Annotated in this window: 16 protein-coding genes; 11 read left to right on the forward strand and 5 right to left on the reverse strand. The window is 60.7% G+C overall.

Going from position 1 to position 16,763, the window contains the following annotated elements:
• Positions 1–56 precede the first annotated feature (56 nt).
• Both V9L20_RS02285 and V9L20_RS02290 read left to right on the forward strand, forming a co-directional pair.
• Positions 57–464, forward strand: a complete 408-nt coding sequence (locus V9L20_RS02285) for a DUF2069 domain-containing protein (RefSeq protein ID WP_337295324.1) — start codon at positions 57–59, stop codon at positions 462–464.
• Positions 461–1,903 (forward strand): FAD-binding oxidoreductase, encoded by a 1,443-nt coding sequence (locus V9L20_RS02290; RefSeq protein ID WP_337295325.1) that lies wholly within the window; start codon positions 461–463, stop codon positions 1,901–1,903. Before V9L20_RS02285 ends, V9L20_RS02290 begins: the two co-directional genes overlap by 4 nt.
• A 141-nt stretch (positions 1,904–2,044) precedes the next feature.
• On the opposite strand, the gene V9L20_RS02295 is transcribed toward V9L20_RS02290, so the two are convergent.
• Genes V9L20_RS02295 through nthA form a run of 3 tightly spaced genes read right to left on the reverse strand, consistent with a single transcriptional unit; the run spans position 2,045 to position 3,719 of the window.
• Positions 2,045–2,419 carry a nitrile hydratase accessory protein gene (locus tag V9L20_RS02295; protein ID WP_337295326.1) on the reverse strand — a complete coding sequence of 125 codons (375 nt, stop codon included), beginning with the start codon at positions 2,417–2,419 and terminating at the stop codon, positions 2,045–2,047.
• Positions 2,416–3,081 (reverse strand): nitrile hydratase subunit beta, encoded by a 666-nt coding sequence (nthB, locus tag V9L20_RS02300; RefSeq protein WP_337295327.1) that lies wholly within the window; start codon positions 3,079–3,081, stop codon positions 2,416–2,418. Before nthB ends, V9L20_RS02295 begins: the two co-directional genes overlap by 4 nt.
• The gene (gene nthA, locus V9L20_RS02305) at positions 3,078–3,719 is read right to left on the reverse strand and encodes a nitrile hydratase subunit alpha (RefSeq protein WP_337295328.1); all 642 of its coding nucleotides are present in this window, start codon (positions 3,717–3,719) and stop codon (positions 3,078–3,080) included. Before nthA ends, nthB begins: the two co-directional genes overlap by 4 nt.
• Positions 3,720–3,755: 36 nt before the next feature.
• On the opposite strand from nthA, the gene V9L20_RS02310 reads away from it, so the two are divergent.
• The 4 genes from V9L20_RS02310 (at position 3,756) to V9L20_RS02325 (ending at position 6,661) form a co-directional block, all read left to right on the forward strand.
• A complete protein-coding gene (locus V9L20_RS02310; RefSeq protein WP_258505100.1) occupies positions 3,756–4,595 on the forward strand; it encodes a thymidylate synthase in 840 nt (279 codons plus the stop codon).
• A gap of 19 nt (positions 4,596–4,614) precedes the next feature.
• On the forward strand, positions 4,615–5,136 hold the full coding sequence (locus tag V9L20_RS02315) for a dihydrofolate reductase (protein WP_337295329.1): 522 nt from the start codon (positions 4,615–4,617) through the stop codon (positions 5,134–5,136).
• Positions 5,137–5,171: 35 nt separating this feature from the next.
• Positions 5,172–6,257: a phosphatidate phosphatase App1 family protein gene (locus tag V9L20_RS02320; RefSeq protein ID WP_337295330.1), complete on the forward strand. Its 1,086-nt coding sequence runs from the start codon at positions 5,172–5,174 to the stop codon at positions 6,255–6,257.
• Positions 6,258–6,418: 161 nt separating this feature from the next.
• Entirely contained in the window at positions 6,419–6,661 is a 243-nt protein-coding gene (locus V9L20_RS02325) for a hypothetical protein (RefSeq protein ID WP_281149893.1), read from the forward strand.
• Here V9L20_RS02325 and ligD (V9L20_RS02330) read toward each other — a convergent pair.
• On the reverse strand, positions 6,648–8,522 hold the full coding sequence (ligD, locus tag V9L20_RS02330) for a DNA ligase D (RefSeq protein WP_337295331.1): 1,875 nt from the start codon (positions 8,520–8,522) through the stop codon (positions 6,648–6,650). The genes V9L20_RS02325 and ligD (V9L20_RS02330) overlap by 14 nt on opposite strands.
• 440 nt (positions 8,523–8,962) lie before the next feature.
• On the opposite strand from ligD (V9L20_RS02330), the gene V9L20_RS02335 reads away from it, so the two are divergent.
• From V9L20_RS02335 to ligD (V9L20_RS02355), 5 genes are all read left to right on the forward strand, one after another.
• Positions 8,963–9,736 (forward strand): tyrosine-type recombinase/integrase, encoded by a 774-nt coding sequence (locus V9L20_RS02335; protein WP_337295670.1) that lies wholly within the window; start codon positions 8,963–8,965, stop codon positions 9,734–9,736.
• The gene (locus V9L20_RS02340) at positions 9,733–11,223 is read left to right on the forward strand and encodes a site-specific integrase (RefSeq protein WP_337295332.1); all 1,491 of its coding nucleotides are present in this window, start codon (positions 9,733–9,735) and stop codon (positions 11,221–11,223) included. The genes V9L20_RS02335 and V9L20_RS02340 overlap by 4 nt, the downstream gene beginning before the upstream one ends.
• Positions 11,220–13,142, forward strand: coding sequence for a hypothetical protein (locus tag V9L20_RS02345; RefSeq protein ID WP_337295333.1), 1,923 nt, complete (start codon positions 11,220–11,222; stop codon positions 13,140–13,142). Before V9L20_RS02340 ends, V9L20_RS02345 begins: the two co-directional genes overlap by 4 nt.
• Positions 13,139–13,612 (forward strand): hypothetical protein, encoded by a 474-nt coding sequence (locus V9L20_RS02350; RefSeq protein ID WP_337295334.1) that lies wholly within the window; start codon positions 13,139–13,141, stop codon positions 13,610–13,612. Before V9L20_RS02345 ends, V9L20_RS02350 begins: the two co-directional genes overlap by 4 nt.
• Before the next feature lie 134 nt (positions 13,613–13,746).
• Complete coding sequence (gene ligD / locus V9L20_RS02355; RefSeq protein ID WP_337295335.1) at positions 13,747–16,260, forward strand: DNA ligase D; 2,514 nt, start codon at positions 13,747–13,749, stop codon at positions 16,258–16,260.
• Positions 16,261–16,314: 54 nt separating this feature from the next.
• On the opposite strand, the gene V9L20_RS02360 is transcribed toward ligD (V9L20_RS02355), so the two are convergent.
• Positions 16,315–16,581: a helix-turn-helix domain-containing protein gene (locus V9L20_RS02360; protein ID WP_337295336.1), complete on the reverse strand. Its 267-nt coding sequence runs from the start codon at positions 16,579–16,581 to the stop codon at positions 16,315–16,317.
• Positions 16,582–16,763: the final 182 nt, after the last annotated feature.

The following is a 16,763-nucleotide window of genomic DNA, read 5'->3' on the forward strand; positions in this document are numbered from 1 at the left end:
GATCCCTCTCCTCGTCTTCGCACACTCCGTGTCGCCAGTTCCGCGGTGTTCACTCCATGCAAATCATCACGCCGCAGGCCTCTTCTTCCGTCCGCGCCACCCGCTGGCTTGCCGTGGGCAGCGTCGTCGGCCTGATCGTGCTGGGGCTGGCCTGGGAGCTGTGGCTCGCGCCGCTGCGGCCGGGCGGTTCTCTGCTGGCGCTGAAGGTGCTGCCGCTTGTCATTCCGCTTGCGGGGCTCTACAAGAACCGCATGTACACCTACCGCTGGGTCAGCCTGATGATCTGGCTTTATTTCACCGAGGGCGTGGTGCGCGCGTGGAGCGACACCAACGGCGTGGGGCAAGTGCTCGCGCTGGTCGAGGTGCTACTGTGCCTCATGCTCTTTGCCGCCTGCGCCTGGCATGTGCGGCTGCGCCTTCGCAATGCCAAGGCTGCCCGCCAACTGGAGGCTTCCGCTCAATGACGTCAACGACGACCTCTTCTTCCGCTCCCCTCATCGACCAGCTGCGCGCCATCGTCGGTGCGCAGCACGTGCTGAACGAGGGCGACTTGGCCGCCTACGAGCAAGACTGGCGCAAGCGCGCGCGCGGCAAATCGCTGGCCGTGGTGCGGCCCGCCAACACGCAGCAGGTGGCCGACGTGGTCAAGGCCTGCGCCGCGGCCGGCACGGCCATCGTGCCGCAGGGCGGCAACACCGGGCTGGCAGTGGGCTCCATTCCCGACGACAGCGGCACGCAGGTGGTGCTGAGCCTGCAGCGGCTCAACGCGATTCGCACCGTTGACGCGGCCAACCTCACAATGACGGTGGAGGCCGGCTGCATCTTGCAGACGCTGCAGGAGACGGCGGAGAAGCAAGGCTTCCTGTTCCCGCTGAGCCTTGCCGCCGAGGGCAGCTGCACCATCGGCGGCAACCTTGCAACCAATGCCGGCGGCACGCAGGTGGTTCGCTACGGCAACACGCGCGATCTGTGCCTGGGCCTCGAAGTGGTCACGCCGCAAGGCGAAATCTGGGAAGGCACCAGCGGCCTGCGCAAGGACAACACCGGCTACGACCTGCGCGACCTGATGATCGGCAGCGAAGGCACGCTCGGCATCATCACCGCAGCGACGATGAAGCTCTACCCCCTGCCCGCCGCGCAGCTCACGGCCTGGGCCGCGGTGCCATCGCTCGACCACGCGGTCACGATGCTCGGCCTTGCGCACAAGCACCTGGGCTCGGGCCTCACCGGCTTCGAGGTGATGGGCAAGTTTGCGCTGAGCCTGGTCGACAAGCACATGCCGCAACTGCGCGTGCCCTTCATCGGCGATGAGGCCGTGCCGTATTGCGTGCTGCTGGAGAACTCCGACAACGAATCCGAAGACCATGCGCGCGCGCGCTTCGAGGCGCTGCTCGAAACGGCTTTCGAAGACGGCTGCGTGACCGACGCGGTGGTGGCCGAGAACCTTGCGCAGGCGCACCAGCTCTGGCACATCCGCGAGAGCATTCCACTCGCGCAGGCCGAAGAGGGCTTGAACATCAAGCACGACATCTCGATTCCCGTGTCAAGCATTCCGGCCTTCGTGGCCGAGACCGATGCGCTGCTGGCGCGCGAGATTGCGGGCGTGCGGCTGGTCAACTTCGGGCATCTGGGCGACGGCAACCTGCACTACAACGTGCAGGCGCCCGAGAACATCGACACCAAGGCTTTCCTGAAGAACGAGGAAGAGCGCATCAACACGCTGGTGTACGACGCGGTCGAGAAGTTCGGCGGCTCGTTCTCGGCCGAGCATGGCGTGGGTTCGCTCAAGGTCGACAAGCTCGAGAAGCACAAGTCGCCCGTGGCGCTGGAGATGATGCGCGCCATCAAGCGCGGGCTCGACCCCAAGAACATCCTGAACCCGGGCCGCGTGATCCGCGTTTAGGGCCTGCGGATATTTCTCCCTCCCCTCCCGGGGGAGGGCCGGGGTGGGGGCACGCGGCCTTCAACCCCGCGCTGCGACGAATGCGAAGGGCAGCCCCCATCCCAACCTTCCCCCAACGGGGGAAGGAGCAAGACAAAACCCTCAACGTGGAAAGTCTTCGCCGCGCAGCTCGATCGGCTGGCCATGCGGCGTGCGGTCGGCCGCGTGGTCCCAGGCGTGGCGGTAGCGCGCGAGTTCGTCGCCCGAGCTCGCACCCTTGCGGGCCACCAGGCCTTCGAGCGCGGCGAGCCAATGCCGGTAGTAAGTGTCGCCAGCATCCGGGTCCCCAGCGGCTTGCGCGTCGGAGATCTGCGCCGCAAGCGCTTCGGCCCACTCCACCCAGCTGAACAGGCCACGCTCGTGCAGCGCGAGCGTCATCGCAAAGGCCTGCGCTTCCCATGGCTCTCGGAATACCGGGCCATCGGCATCGCGCGGCATGCCGGGTGCGAGCGCGAGTGGTGGCATGTCGATCTTCATGCGGAAGCTTCCAGGTAGCTTTCCCACGCATCGACCGACACCGAGAGGTTCTGGCGCGGCGCCGCATTGCCCCAGAGCTCGGCTTCCTCGAAAACCACGGTGTAGAGCCACTGCGGCTGTTCGCCGAGGCCCTGCGCATTCGCATCCGCGAACACATGCGCGCCGTGAACATGTTCGATGGTGCCGCGCTTGCCCTGCACATAGCCGGGCAGCCGCGTGTGATGGTCGGCCTTGCCGATGTGCATGCGCACGGCCTGCCCGACGGTGAAGCGCGCAGGGCCCGCTGCGGCCCTCTCGGTGGGCGAGCCCTTGGCGAGCACCGCGGGCACGTTCGCGGCCTGCAGCACGCGGGCGACCGGCGCGGCCGGATGGCGCATCTCGCCGGTCGCGATCTCGTCGGGAAACACTTGCCCGCGCTGCAGCATCAGTTGCTCGAGCGCCCCAAGCCATATCTGGTAATAGCTCAGGTCGCGGTAGTTCGGCAGCGTCTCGCGCATCGCGCGGCTCGCATCGATGTTCCAGGAGCCGGTTGCGCCCATGGCAAGCGTGAGCGCCAGCGCGCGCGGTTCCCAGCCGGCGTGGAAGAGTTCGCCCTCGGGCTCGGGCGTGACCGGCCCGAAGCCCGGCTGGCCGCCCAGGTCGGCCTGCGTCACGTAGCTCATGCGGCGCTCCTTGCGGCAGCTGGCGCATCGGCAAGGCGCGTGCCGATCATCGAATCGCGCGAGACGAGGCTGGCGAGTTCGTCTTCGCTCCATCCTTCGGTGCCGGCGGGCCTCTGCGGAATCACGAGATAGCGCACCTCGGCGGTCGAATCCCAGACGCGGATGCGCGTCGTCTCGGGCAGCACCGTGCCGAAGTCGGCCAGCACGCCGCGCGGGTCTTTCACGGCGCGCGAGCGGTATGGCGCGCTCTTGTACCAGGTGGGCGGCAGGCCGAGCACCGGCCAGGGATAGCAGCTGCAGAGGGTGCAGACGACCATGTGGTGCTGCTCGTCGGTGTTCTGCACTGCCACCATGTGCTCGCCCTGGCGGCCGGTATAGCCGAGCGAAGCAATGGCGGCCGTGGCGTCAGCCATCAGCCAGTCGTGGAAGTTTGGGTCGACCCAGGCCCGCGCCACCACCCTGGCCCCGTTGCGCGGCCCGATGCGGGTTTGATAGGTGTCGATCAGCGCGTCGAGCGCGGCGGGGTCGATATAGCCCTTTTGCGTGAGCACGCTTTCCAGCGCCCGCACGCGCAGGTCCATTTCGCCGAGTTCGCTGTGGTTGTGGGAGTGGTCATGGGAGTGGTCGGGGCCGGTCATCTGCCGATGCTAGCGCCGCCCCGTAAAATTCCCAACATGACCTCGACCGCCCGCCCCGTCCGCTCCCAGTACGAAGATTTCATGCGCCACGTGGACACCCACGGGGTGTTCAAGAGCGACCGCACCGGCACGGGCACCAAGAGCGTGTTCGGCCACCAGATGCGCTTCGATCTGAACGAAGGCTTTCCGCTGGTGACCACGAAGAAGGTGCACCTGAAGTCCATCATCCAGGAACTGCTGTGGTTTTTAACCGGCTCCAGCAACAACAACTGGCTCAAGGAGCGCGGCGTCACCATCTGGGACGAGTGGGCGCGCGAAGACGGCGACCTGGGCCCCGTGTACGGCGTGCAATGGCGCAGTTGGCCCACGCCCGACGGCGGCCACATCGACCAGATTTCCGAAGTCATCAAGACGCTGAAGACCAACCCCGATTCGCGCCGCATCATCGTGAGCGCGTGGAACGTGGCCGAGCTCTCGAAGATGGCGCTCATGCCCTGCCACGCCTTCTTCCAGTTCTACGTGGCGCCGCCGCAGGCACCCGGCGAGCGCGGCAAGCTGAGCTGCCAGCTCTACCAGCGCAGCGCCGACATTTTTCTTGGCGTGCCGTTCAACATCGCGAGCTATGCGCTGCTCACGCACATGGTGGCGCAGCAATGCGATCTCGACGTGGGCGACTTCATCTGGACCGGCGGCGACTGCCACATCTACAGCAACCACGCCGAGCAGGTGGCGCTGCAGCTGAGCCGCACGCCCTACGCGTACCCTACGCTCCACATCAAGCGCAAGCCGGCTTCGATCTTCGACTACCAGTACGAAGACTTCGAAATGCTCGACTACAAGCACCACGAGGCGATCAAGGCGCCCGTGGCTGTGTGACCGCACTGCTCCGCCCGATATGCCTACACCGCGTTTGCACCTCATCTTCGCCCGCGCCGCCAACGGCGTGATCGGTGCCAAGGGCACCATGCCGTGGCACCTGCCCGAAGACATGGTGCACTTCAAGCAGCAGACGGCCGGCGCGCCGGTCGTCATGGGCCGCAAGACCTGGGATTCGCTGCCGCCGCGCTTCAAGCCCCTGCCAGGTCGGCACAACATCGTCATCACACGGCAGGACGACTGGAAAGCCGAAGGCGCGCACCGCGTGGGCAGCCTGCAGGAAGCGCTCGCGCTGTGCGAAGAATCGCAGGTGCCCGACGTGTGGGTGATCGGCGGCGCGCAGATCTATGCCGAAGCCGAACCGCTCGCGCAGTACGCCGTGGTGACCGAGCTCGCGCACGACTACGAAGGCGATGCGCACGCGCCCGAACTCTCCCCTGCGCAGTGGCGCGAGACAAAGCGCGAGCCGCACGTCTCGGCCAAGGAAGGCCTCCACTTCAGCTTCGTGACCTACGAACGCGTGGGATCGCCCAAGGCATGAGCGGCGGCATCCGACAACGCCCTGCTGTCCCGCCGATGCGGCGTCGTTCCCTCCTGGCCGGCGCCGCACTGCTTTGCGGCCTGGCGCCGATGCGTGCGCTGCAGGCGGCCGAGCGGCTCGAACCCGATGAAGAGGCGCTCTTCATGCCGGGCACGGCGCGCCCCACCAGCGACGGCCGGTTCGAGGTCGACATTCACGCCTGGGTGTACGAGCCCGAGCGGCGCTGGGGCCTGAACGCCGCCTTCGCGCGTTACCTGGGCCTGAGCCTGAACAAGCTCTCGCCCGCGGCGCGCCTGCGCTTCAACCAGCGCACGGCGCTGTTCCATGCCGAGTCGGAAGAAGGCAAGGTGTTCGACATCGATTTCGACGGCAGCCCCGCACGCGTGAGCTCGCCGCCTTCGGGCGCCAACGGCCGCATGGACATGCGGATCGTGATCGACGCACCCAAGGCATCGCCTTCGGACGAATGGCTGAAGTTCCATGCCGTGACCGGCCCGGGCGAACTGCTGCACCGCTTCAGGGGCCAGGCGCTGATCGTTCCCGCCGAGGGCCTGTCGATCATTTCGGACATCGACGACACCATCAAGCGCACGCAGGTGCGCGACCGGCGCGAGATGCTGCTGAACACGTTTGCGCGGCGCTTCGAGGCGGCGCCCGGCATGGCGGCCTACTACCGCGCGCTGTCGCAAACGCCGGGCACGCGGTTCCACTATCTCTCGGCCAGCCCGATGCAGCTTTACCCCGCGCTGGCCGACTTCGTTCGCGATGCCGGCTTTCCCAGCGGCAGCATGCACCTGCGCGAGAGCACGAGCTGGCGCACGCTGATTCCGGGCGACCAGGATTCGCGCGCGCACAAGCTCGGCATCATCGAGCAGTTGCTGGCCGATTTCCCGCACCGCCGGTTCATGCTGGTGGGCGATTCGGGCGAGAGCGATCCTGAAATCTATGGGCAGGTGGCGCGCGCCCATCCCAGCCGCATCGACAGCATCGCGATACGCGATGTAACCGGTGAAAGCAGTGCTGCCGAGCGCTACGCAACGGCGTTCGAGGGCATCGACGCCGCGCGATGGCAAATTCTTCCCGCCGACCGGGGCCCGGCGCCGATGCAGGCCTCGCGGTAAGCGGTTTCAGTCGCCACCGGAATCAGCACCTTCGTTTCACCTTCGGGCAAAAACGAACACTTCAGTACACATCAAAAAGTCGTGTGCGGCGCAGGGATTAGGCACAAACGTGATTTTTTCCGCAAAATGTTTGTACCGCCATCTAGACAAGGAGACGGCTCATGTCCATGGAGTTTCTTCGAGTCATCGCCGAACAGAAATTGCCATACGTCGTCCACACGCCAGCAGATATCGACAGGGTGCGCGTGCTGCGTGCGGCCGAGCTGGTGACTGCTTTCATCCCGCCGTCTTCCGGCCATGCGCCGGACGACCGCGCCATACGCCATCTCGCCCAAGTGGAATCGATCACTGCCAAGGGCATGCTGGCGCTGAACAAGGCCACCTCCGCCTTCATCGAGCTCTGAGCTTTGCGGGCTCGAATCCGAGCCGCTTCATCGCGGCACCCGGGCTGATCGCGGCCTTCGCATAGCCGGCCCACGGGTCGTTGCCGCGGTCGAGCCGGGCATGGATGTTTCGGAGCGTCCACTGCGCGCCGCTTGCAAGCGTTGGCACTTCGGCCCATTCCACCGGCACCGACACCCCCATGCCCGGACGGGCACGCACCGACCATGCACACACCGTGGTGGCGCCGAAGCCGTTGCGCAGGTAGTCGATGAAGATGCGGCCGACGCGATTGCTCGGCCCGCTCTTGGCGACGAACATCTGCGGCACCGTGCGGGCCATGTGCCGCACGATGGCCTGCGAAAAATCCTTGACCGTGTCCCAGTCGTACTGCCGTTTGAGCGGCACGACCACGTGCAGCCCCTTGCCGCCGCTGGTCTTGCAGAAAGACGGCAGGCCGAGCTCGTCGAGCACCACGCGCATCAGCTCCGTCGCCTGCAGCACCATGGGCCAGCCGACGCCCTCGCCCGGGTCGAGGTCGAAGGTCATGCGGTCGGGCTTGCCGATGAGCGTCTTCACGGCGTTCCAGGTGTGGAGCTCGATGACGTTCATCTGCGCCGCGCTCAACAGCCCCAAGGGGTTGGCCACTTCGATGAGCTCGGGGTGCGCGGGCCACAGCGCCGGATCGAGCTGCCGCACACCGGCCATCTGGCCCTCGTCGAGGTGCTTCTGAAAGAACAGCTGGCCCTTGATGCCCTGCGGCGCACGCACGAAAGACACTGGCCGGCTCTTCAGGTGCTCCATCATCAGCGGCGCGACAAGGCCGTAGAAGCGCACCACCTCGACCTTGGTGATGCCGGTGGTCGGGTCGACCACGCGATCGGCATTCGAGACCTTGAAGTTGGCCGGCATCGTGGCCGAGGGCTCGGGCCCGGCATCCGGCACGGGCTTGGCCTCTTTCCCCGCCTTGGCCTTCGGCTGGTGAAGCGGCTTCTCGCGGATGATGGCCTTGGCGGGCTTGTCGGTGCGCACGCTGTGGAACACCGGGTGCCGCACGTGGCCGTCTTTCGTCCATTCCGAAAAAGTGACTTCGGCCAGCAGCACCGGCTTGACCCAATGCGCGCGGCGGTCGTTCTCGGTCGGGTCCTTGAACGGGCGCTTGTCGGTGCCGAGCGGCTTCAGCCTTTCGAGCATTTCGTTGAGGGTGCGGCCGTTGAAGCCCGCGCCCACCGCGCCTGAATAAACGAGGTCGCCCTTCTCGTCGTGCACGCCGATCAGCAATGCGCCGATACCCACTCGCGAGCCCTTCGGATCGGTATAGCCGCCGATCACGAACTCCTGTCGCCGCGAGCACTTGAGCTTGATCCAGTCGGGTGAGCGGCGCGACGCATAGGTGCTGTTCTTGCGCTTGCCGATCACGCCCTCCAGCCCGATCTTGCAGGCCGAAGCCACGATGTCTTCGGGCGGCGCATCGAAGATTTCGCTGAAGCGGATTTCAGGCGGCGCCTTGGCAAGCAGCGACTGCAGCAAGGCCCGGCGCTCGATGAGCGGCACGCCCGTGAGGTCGAAGCCGTCGTAGTACGGCAGGTCGAAAAGAAAGTAGACGATGTTGCTGGTCTTCTCCTTGTCGAAGGCGTTCTGCAAGGCTTGAAAGTCGGTGCTTCCCGATTCGTTGAGCACCACGATCTCGCCGTCGAGCCACCCGGGCTTGAGCTTCATGCCCTTGATGGCGCGCACCAGCTGCGGCATGCGGCTGCTCCAGTGGTGCCCGTTGCGCGTGATGAGCTGCACGTCTTTATTCGCGTCGATTCGTGCGAGCAGGCGATACCCGTCGAACTTTAATAGGTACACTTTTTTGTTGCTTTTGAGCCAGGACCAAACCACGCTCCATAAGAGGTAACCCCAATGCGTTGCGTTTCATGCTAGTCCGTACAGAGGCTCTCCCCCCCTTCGTGATAGTCGATGGACGACGGTCAATGCCTCGGTTTTGGGCAACCGCGTGGTCATTGAGTGTTCAGGGGCAAGCCCTATCCGAGAACACGCTCAAGCTACGGCTTCGCCACATCGATGCGTTTTACATCTACTGTGACGAGCGGTTCGGCTCGGACTCCTTCGACGATGCAATCTCCATTCACGACGCGGCTCGGACGCAGCTATTCGTGGAAGCCTTCTACGCCGATCTGACCGCCGATCCGGACTACACAACGAGTGCGGTGCAACGCTGGGATTGCGTCAGAGGCTTTGTTCAAGTGCTCGCCCGTCGCTTGGCAACCTCGAGCGATGCTTGGAGTTCGCTTTCCTCGCTGCTTTTCGGCATGGGAAAGATGCGCCATTCGCGGTATGGCCACTTTCAGTTCGTTCGAGCACTTCCTACTTTGACTGTCACAGACCTTCTCTCGATCGCAGATCCGCACTCATTACGAAATCCGTTCAAAGGAGAGGCTACGAAATGGCGAAACTGGCTGATAGTCAATCTACTTCTATTAGGAGGACTCCGGCGCGGGGAGATTCTTCTTCTCCAAGCCGACTCCGCCAAAAGCGATGTAGACCCTAATACACGCGAACTGGTGAGTTGGCTAAACGTCACCACGCACTTTGGGACTGATGATCGTACGACTAGGCCTAGTCTGAAGACAGCTCACGCGCACAGGCAGATTCCGATCTCCGCCGGCTTAGCGGACTTATTCGAATACTACGTAGCCGTGCATAGGCAGACAACAGCACCACATGGGTTTCTTCTCACATCGAAAACCGGGACCCCCTTGTCGGCGGAATCGGTTACGAAGCTCTTCCAAAAACTCACCCGGGCACTAACTGACGAGGCGCGTGCACACTTTTCCGAGCGGACCGGCGGCAAGGAGACGGTCTCCCCGCACGACCTACGGCATACATGCGCCACTGCGCGATATTCAATGTTCATGGCGCTGGACTCAAATCGAGAGCTAGCACTACAGCGCATGAGAGCGTTCTTCGGTTGGTCGTATTCCTCCTCAATGCCCGAGCACTACGCGAGAGCTGCGATTGAGGACGACCTTATTCGCACTTGGAACCTCTTGTTCGACACCAAGGTAAACCTACTACGAGAAACCGGAAAATGACTGCATCGCCTGCTCCATTATCTCCGTCGCGAGCTGATCAGAATGCGAGAAAGCTACCCATATGGCGATGGAACTGGCCGGTCGCGCCTCAGACAATCCGGGTCTATGACAAGTATGTCGACCAGACCTGCACAATTAGCGGGAGCGAATCAAAATGGAACATACTGCACAAGGGAGGACAAAGAACCTTTTCTTTTGCACACGGCGATCTGGGTGTCTTGCAGCGCAGGCTCGTACTCCTCACGCAGAGCTCGCCGGGTGAGATCGTCAAGCTAGCCGCAGTCGTTGTTCGAGACTGGAAAATGGTCGAGCGGATGCTCCGAACGTCGCCCGAAAACATAAGGAGCGCCTGGGAAAAGACTCCCATGTCGGTTCGGCAAAGCTGGGTAGTCAAGAAAATCCTGAAGGTCACCTGCAAGGCCGAGGTCGGACATTGGAAAACAAAGTTCTATTCGCTCGTTTCGAGCTTGGATACTCGGGCTAATGAACAGGTGCAGCGTCGTACTGCCATTCGACTAAGTCGAGCGGAACTTGTATCCCCCGATCTTCAAGGTGCGATCGCACATGTACTCGACGCCGCCTCTCTATCAAATGATCTATGCGACGCGAATATAGAGGGGCTGGTTGGACTAAGCCTAATTTTTCAGCATGGAGTTCGACCTGTTCAGGTCTTGTGCCTACGAACTGAGCATGTGCAATTCTTCACGGACGCATCCGGCGACTTCGCGTGCGTCGTCTCGTTTCACGCAGCAAAGCAGAAGCATGGGAACGAGTTCGAGATCCTTCGTCAAGTTAAGCCGGAGTGGGTACCCCTGATCTCCCGGCTCCACCGTTCTGCTATTTCCGATAGCCGCTCGCGCCTCTTTCGCACTAGCGACTCAACTGCGCTTTGGAGCAATGCCAAGGCCGCTTGCAAGCAATTCAAGCTCCGACTCACGTGTACTGCCCCCGCGCTACGACATACAGCGGCCCAGACCCTGGCCGACGCTGGTCACAGTAGAAAGAGCATCCAACATTTTCTGGGGCACACTTATGAACATTCCGCTCGGACGTACATACAAGCGAGTCTTAAGCAAGCTGACCTGATCAATTCGGCCCTCGGAGCATCCAAGCTCTACACGTCGATCAGGACGCTTGCAGACAAGACATTTATCTCTGTTGAGCAACTCAGCGCGGCTTCAGAAGACGAACAAGTAGGCGCGGTGGTCGGTAGTCGCTTGGTTACCGGCGTGGGAATTTGCAAAGTCGGCCAGGGGAGCTGTAGCTACAACCCCGTGACCTCCTGCTATGGCTGCCCCAAATTTATGCCGGCGCTCAATCGAAGATCGCATGAAGAAGCAATAGCGGGCATGCGCGAGCAAATCCAAGTCTATTTGCTCCGCGGACTGTCTGATGCAAATCCTGCCTATCGACAACTCACTGCTGCTCTGTCCGGAGCGCAGCAAGCACTGGCCACGATCGATCAGCTAGGAGGAGATGAACGATGAAGGCAAACGAACTCACCACAGCGCAGCCTACTGCTTCCACTGCCTACATCAAGTACATCGCTGACAAACGCAAGAAGGCCGAGATCGTTGGGCTGACCTGGAAGATCTCAATCGACGAGGAAGGTAATGCGATAGACGGGACTAACTGGGATCTAAGACGTCTGAATGGTAGCCACCAGCGATACACGGCAGGCACAGGTGGTTTCGGTATCGATAACGATCTGCGTTGCGATGCGATAGCCGCAGGTTGGTCGATTGCGCGTCTTCCGATCGGAGCGTCACTGTCACCAGAAGTTCAAGACTTCATAAAAGCGATCATCGTCGAGCAGTGCAGACGAGGACGCTCAGCAGACAGCGCCCAAATACTTGCTATGGCATGTCGACGTCTGTTCTCAACAACTAATCGCATGCCTTGGGATCTAAGAGGAGAAGATTTTGATGCAATGATTTCTCTCAGAGACTGGAGCGATAAAGCGAAACGTGACATTGGCATGGTTGGCAAGTACATCGACGAGAACCTCCTGTCCAGGCACTGCCCTGTTCGACCGGCATCGCGCAAGCGAGACCGAAGTCCACTCCTCGAATCCCTCGGAGCTCGTCTATCAGGCGAAAAGTTGCCCGACCAAGACGCACTTTTTGAACTCACGAGAATAGCTTTTCAAGAAGATCCGGTTTCACACAACGACGCGATGCGGTTCTTCATCTTGCGCATTGTGATCATGACTGGACTTCGGATCGAAGAAGTCGTCACTTTGCCTAAAGACTGCCTGCTATGGCACAACCATCTGGATCACGTGACTGGGCTGCCCGCCGGCGAAGTGGGTGGCGTTGGTCGGTCTTTGAGGCTACGCTACTTCGCTGGAAAGCGAAGTGCTCCGGGCCTCTTGGTCGAAGAGTTTCAATGGGTACCTGCTGCCTTCGAAAAGCTTGTGGTGAGAGCGGTCGAGCTGGCAATCAGCGCGACGGATTCGCTGCGCGCGGTCTTGCTGACTCAGATGAAGCAGCCGCATCGACACCCTACTTCCGACATCCGCTCCTTCCTTACTGCCTCGGGCCATTCAGTGACTACTGCTGAACGGCTCTTCCTCACCGTGGGAGAGGTTGCTCCCTATCCTCTTTCGGATCTTTTATCCTCAGATGTTCAGATAAAAACCCCCACATTGCCGCGTCTGTACAACGCACTTGGTCGAAGCAGGGGAAGCGGTTCCGTGAGCTTTTTCAAAAAATACGGGCGGGCGGAAGGCGCGGAAAAAATGTCTCTAAAGCCTCATTCATTGAGACATCTGATGAACACGGAGCTGTTTAGGCAGAACGTACCCGACACAGCGATCACTCATCAGTTCGGACGGAAGACGGTAGCACAGAGCTACGAATATGATCATCGGTCGCTTGCCGAACGCCTTCGCTTCGTGAGCCTTCCTCAAGCAGCCTCCGCTGTTATCGCCGCCGGAAGCCCGCAGGAGCTCGTTGCGAAGATGGTGGTATCCGGAGTGGCTGCCAAAAGTCATATTGGTCGGTCTTTCAAGACGATCCAAGTGGAACACGGAGACAGCGCAGCATTCCGCTATCTAGCCGCTAACTCAGACGGGTTCCATGTGACGCCCTATGGTTTTTGCACGACCAGTTTTGCAGTGAATCCATGTGCTCGGCATCTGAAGTGCTTTGACAACTGTAAGCATTTCGCAGCGAGTGGCAACACTGAACATGTCGCTACCTTGCGGCAACTGAAGGCTAATCTCATTGCCATGCGCGAGGCCGCTGCGGAGAGGCCGCTCTACACGACCGGACGAAAGAACCAGATATCTCACGCCGAGCGCCTTATTGCAGGCGTATCTGCCGCACTGGATGCGCAACCAAGCCAAATCCTATTTCCCGATGGTGCGGACCATGCAGCGGGCCCGAAGGATTTGTTCTCATGAGAAAGCTGCTCGATGCCAACAACTCGGAACTGTCCAGTGTGCTCGACCAGTTACTTCGCGACAACATCGCGGTCACGGTACGCGAGGTGGCCCGACGTCATTCATTGTTGAAGAACGCATCTGCCTTCACTCGAAATGAGTCGCGAAAGTCGCTGATTGAGCATGCGCAGCGACAACAGCGAGAAGCAAGTGCTGCCGCAGAGCAGGTCTCCTCGAGAAGCACATCCGAAAGACTCTCCGAAAGGACAAAGCGAGTAAAACACCTCGAAGACCAAGTGCGGCATCTAGTCGCAGCTCACGCCGCTCTCATTCGCTCAGTACAGCTTGCCGGAGGAACCGCTGCACTCGAACGGTTTTGGAGGGAGTACAAGTCGGTCGGAGATTCGCTCAAGGATCTTGGAGCCGTGCCAAACGTCGGCCGAGTCGTCCGCCTGCCTATCGAAAGCCGAATTGATTCTAAGGATCGATGAGGAGGCGATGCCTCGGCGCCGCGAGAGAGGAAGACTAAGCCTGTCGCGACGACATCGCCGTTGTCAGAGATGTTCTTTGATAGAAATAGCCTTCGGACGACAGCGTCGAATCGCAGCTTGTCGGATCGTACGCCATGGCAAATCCGCTTGCGAAGTACAAGGCGAAGCGCAACTTCGACATCACTCCAGAGCCGAAAGAAGGCGGTCGGGAAAATCTACACGCCCGGCCATTCGTAGTCCAAAAGCATTGGGCAACCCGCTTGCACTACGATTTTCGAATAGAACTCGAAGGTGCGATGAAGAGCTGGGCGGTGCCAAAGGGCCCAAGCTACGACCAACGCGATCGCCGAATGGCAATCCATGTTGAAGACCACCCTATCGCCTACAACACTTTCGAAGGACAAATTCCGCCAAAGCAGTACGGCGCCGGCAAGGTCGTCATCTGGGACAAGGGAACCTGGGTACCGATCGGCGATCCGCACAAAGGATATCGCGAAGGCAATCTCAAGTTCGAACTGCACGGTCATAAGCTGCGTGGCAAATGGGCGCTCGTTCGAATCAAGAGTAAAGCGGAAACGCAAGACGCCTGGCTGCTTATAAAGGAGCGTGACGACTACGAGCGGCCGGCGGGCGAATTCAGCGTGACAGACGAGTTCCCCGACAGCGTCGCGAACCTTCCGATGCCGGAAGTAGAGGCGAGATCAACGGCGACAGCCGCGCCAGCTTCTCCAAGACGCGCCGGTCCCCGCAGTGCGAAGTCTGTGCCCGCGGGCGCTGTGAAAGCCGAACTTCCGGCCAAACTGGCGCCTGTGCTAGCGACGCTCGTTGATGCGCCTCCAGACCGTCCCGAGGATTGGATTTACGAATTGAAGCTAGACGGCTATCGCATGCTCACCCGTATCGACAGAGGCGAGGTCCGACTGCTGACGCGCAATGGCCACGATTGGAGTGAACGGGTGCCGCACCTGGTGCGCGCTATCAAAGCGATGAAGCTCAAGCCCGGCTGGATCGATGGCGAAATCGTCGTACTAGACGAGAGCGGGAAACCAAACTTCCAAGCGCTGCAAAATGCGTTCGACAACTCGAAAACGGGAGGCATCCTCTATTTCCTGTTCGATTTGCCCTACTACGATGGCTACGACCTCACTAACGTGGCACTCACCGACCGGCGTGCGTACTTGGAACAATTGCTCGCCGACTGCCCAAGCGAGATCCGTTTCAGCGAGACCTTTGACGCGCCCCCAAGCGACATCGTTGCTTCGGCTTGCAAGTTGGGTCTCGAAGGCATCATGGGCAAGCGCAAGGAGAGCATCTATAGCGGGCGCCGATCGGCAGACTGGATCAAGCTCAAGTGCAACCTTCGGCAGGAATTTGTCATCGGCGGCTACACGGATCCGAAGGGCTCCCGCACGGGATTCGGCGGGCTCCTTGTAGGAGTGAACAACGATAAGGGCGAGCTCGTCTATGCGGGGAAAGTTGGCACGGGCTTCGATCAAAAGAAACTTGGCGACCTGCTGCAAAAAATGCAGAAGATCGAAACCGGCGTGCGTCCCTTCAAGGACAAAACCGATGATGATCGACACGCTCACTGGGTGAAGCCGCTCCTTGTCGCGGAGGTCGCTTTCTCCGAATGGACCTCTGGCGGTCACATCCGGCATCCATCATTCAAGGGCCTTCGAGCAGACAAACCAGCGAAGGCAATCGTCCATGAAAAGCCGGTTCATCGAGCTGACGAAGATTTGGAACAGGCCGTCACACGCACACTGCCCGCGAAGTTTAGAGTGTCAAATCCAGAACGGATAGTCGACCCCGCAAGCGGCCTCACCAAGATCGAGCTTGTGCGCTTCTATGGATTGATAGCGCCGTTGATGGTGGTGCATTTGAAAGCGCGCCCAATCTCTCTTGTGCGTGCGCCTAAAGGCATCACCGGTGAGCTGTTCTTCCAAAAGCACCTGGACAAAGGAACCATGTCTGGTATCCGCGAGCTCGATCCGGCGCTTTGGCCAGGACATGATCAGCTATTAGAGGTCGCGACTTCGGAAGGCTTGATCTCCGCAGCGCAGATGAACGTGATCGAATTCCACACTTGGAACGCCGTCAAGACCTCGATAGGCAAGCCGGATAGGATGACCTTTGACCTCGATCCTGGAGAGGGCGTCGAGTGGCCGATGATGCTGCAAGCTACCGAGCTGGTGAGAGTGTTCCTGAACGAGCTCGGGCTCACCTCATTTGTAAAAACCAGTGGCGGTAAGGGGCTCCATGTGGTTGTCCCACTGAAAAGGCAATATGGCTGGGACACTGTGAAGGACTTCTCGGAAGCAATAGTCCGACATTTGGCGCGCACGCTGCCAAAGATCTTTGTCGCCAAGAGCGGCCCAAAGAACCGGCTGGGAAAGATTTTCATCGATTACCTACGCAACGGCTTCGGAGCGACCACGATTTGCGCTTGGTCAGCAAGAGCCAGGCCCGGACTTGGCGTTTCAGTCCCTATCGAGTGGTCAGAAGTACAGAAGGTCAAAAGCGGCGACCAATGGACGGTCCAGAACATCCACACGAGGCTTGACAAAGGAAATAGCCCGTGGGCTGCCTATGCGACCTCCGCCCAAAGGCTGGGCTCGGCCATGAAACTGCTCGACTTCAGCCCTTAGCCCTCATGGAGCTCCGGTGATCTCGCGCGCCCGGCGTCCAGCATCCAGTGCACCTCAATCTTTTCGCACAGAAGCCAGCAGCGGCAGCCGCGCCTCAAACTCCTCCGCGAATGTGTTGATATCCAAGTCCAACGCGATGAGCCAATGCCGAAGCTCGACAAAGTCGATCCGTCGAAGTCCCGTTTCGACCTTTGACACATTGCTCTGGAGCATTTTTGTGCGCTTGGCGAGCTCTGCCTGGGTCAGTCCCCTGGCCATCCTGAATTCCTTCAAGAGTTCAAGAACCAGTCGGTTTTCCCGGCTGTAGATTGTCTTTTGCATGGGCCACTTCCTTGTGACCCTGAGGCTCAATTCGAAATTGGAATATGCGAAAATCGAATAAACTCTGGATGTTGCTCGTTTGAGCCACGATGCCCGCATGGTCAGGCGCACCTGCTGCGCGAGTTGCCTACGCCCAAATTCAAGGATCGTCATGCTCCGCGTTGACCAGCACTTCGAAATCT

Source organism: Variovorax sp. CCNWLW225 (assembly GCF_037204045.1).
GTDB lineage: Bacteria > Pseudomonadota > Gammaproteobacteria > Burkholderiales > Burkholderiaceae_C > Variovorax.

Bases quoted from the DNA above. Each gene is read 5' to 3' on its own strand.
- V9L20_RS02285 (WP_337295324.1), top strand. From the start codon at position 57: ATGCAAATCATCACGCCGCAGGCCTCTTCTTCCGTCCGCGCCACCCGC.
- V9L20_RS02290 (WP_337295325.1), top strand. From the start codon at position 461: ATGACGTCAACGACGACCTCTTCTTCCGCTCCCCTCATCGACCAGCTG.
- V9L20_RS02295 (WP_337295326.1), bottom strand. From the start codon at position 2,419: ATGAAGATCGACATGCCACCACTCGCGCTCGCACCCGGCATGCCGCGC.
- nthB (WP_337295327.1), bottom strand. From the start codon at position 3,081: ATGAGCTACGTGACGCAGGCCGACCTGGGCGGCCAGCCGGGCTTCGGG.
- nthA (WP_337295328.1), bottom strand. From the start codon at position 3,719: ATGACCGGCCCCGACCACTCCCATGACCACTCCCACAACCACAGCGAA.
- V9L20_RS02310 (WP_258505100.1), top strand. From the start codon at position 3,756: ATGACCTCGACCGCCCGCCCCGTCCGCTCCCAGTACGAAGATTTCATG.
- V9L20_RS02315 (WP_337295329.1), top strand. From the start codon at position 4,615: ATGCCTACACCGCGTTTGCACCTCATCTTCGCCCGCGCCGCCAACGGC.
- V9L20_RS02320 (WP_337295330.1), top strand. From the start codon at position 5,172: ATGCGGCGTCGTTCCCTCCTGGCCGGCGCCGCACTGCTTTGCGGCCTG.
- V9L20_RS02325 (WP_281149893.1), top strand. From the start codon at position 6,419: ATGTCCATGGAGTTTCTTCGAGTCATCGCCGAACAGAAATTGCCATAC.
- V9L20_RS02335 (WP_337295670.1), top strand. From the start codon at position 8,963: ATGCGCCATTCGCGGTATGGCCACTTTCAGTTCGTTCGAGCACTTCCT.
- V9L20_RS02340 (WP_337295332.1), top strand. From the start codon at position 9,733: ATGACTGCATCGCCTGCTCCATTATCTCCGTCGCGAGCTGATCAGAAT.
- V9L20_RS02345 (WP_337295333.1), top strand. From the start codon at position 11,220: ATGAAGGCAAACGAACTCACCACAGCGCAGCCTACTGCTTCCACTGCC.
- V9L20_RS02350 (WP_337295334.1), top strand. From the start codon at position 13,139: ATGAGAAAGCTGCTCGATGCCAACAACTCGGAACTGTCCAGTGTGCTC.
- ligD (WP_337295335.1), top strand. From the start codon at position 13,747: ATGGCAAATCCGCTTGCGAAGTACAAGGCGAAGCGCAACTTCGACATC.
- V9L20_RS02360 (WP_337295336.1), bottom strand. From the start codon at position 16,581: ATGCAAAAGACAATCTACAGCCGGGAAAACCGACTGGTTCTTGAACTC.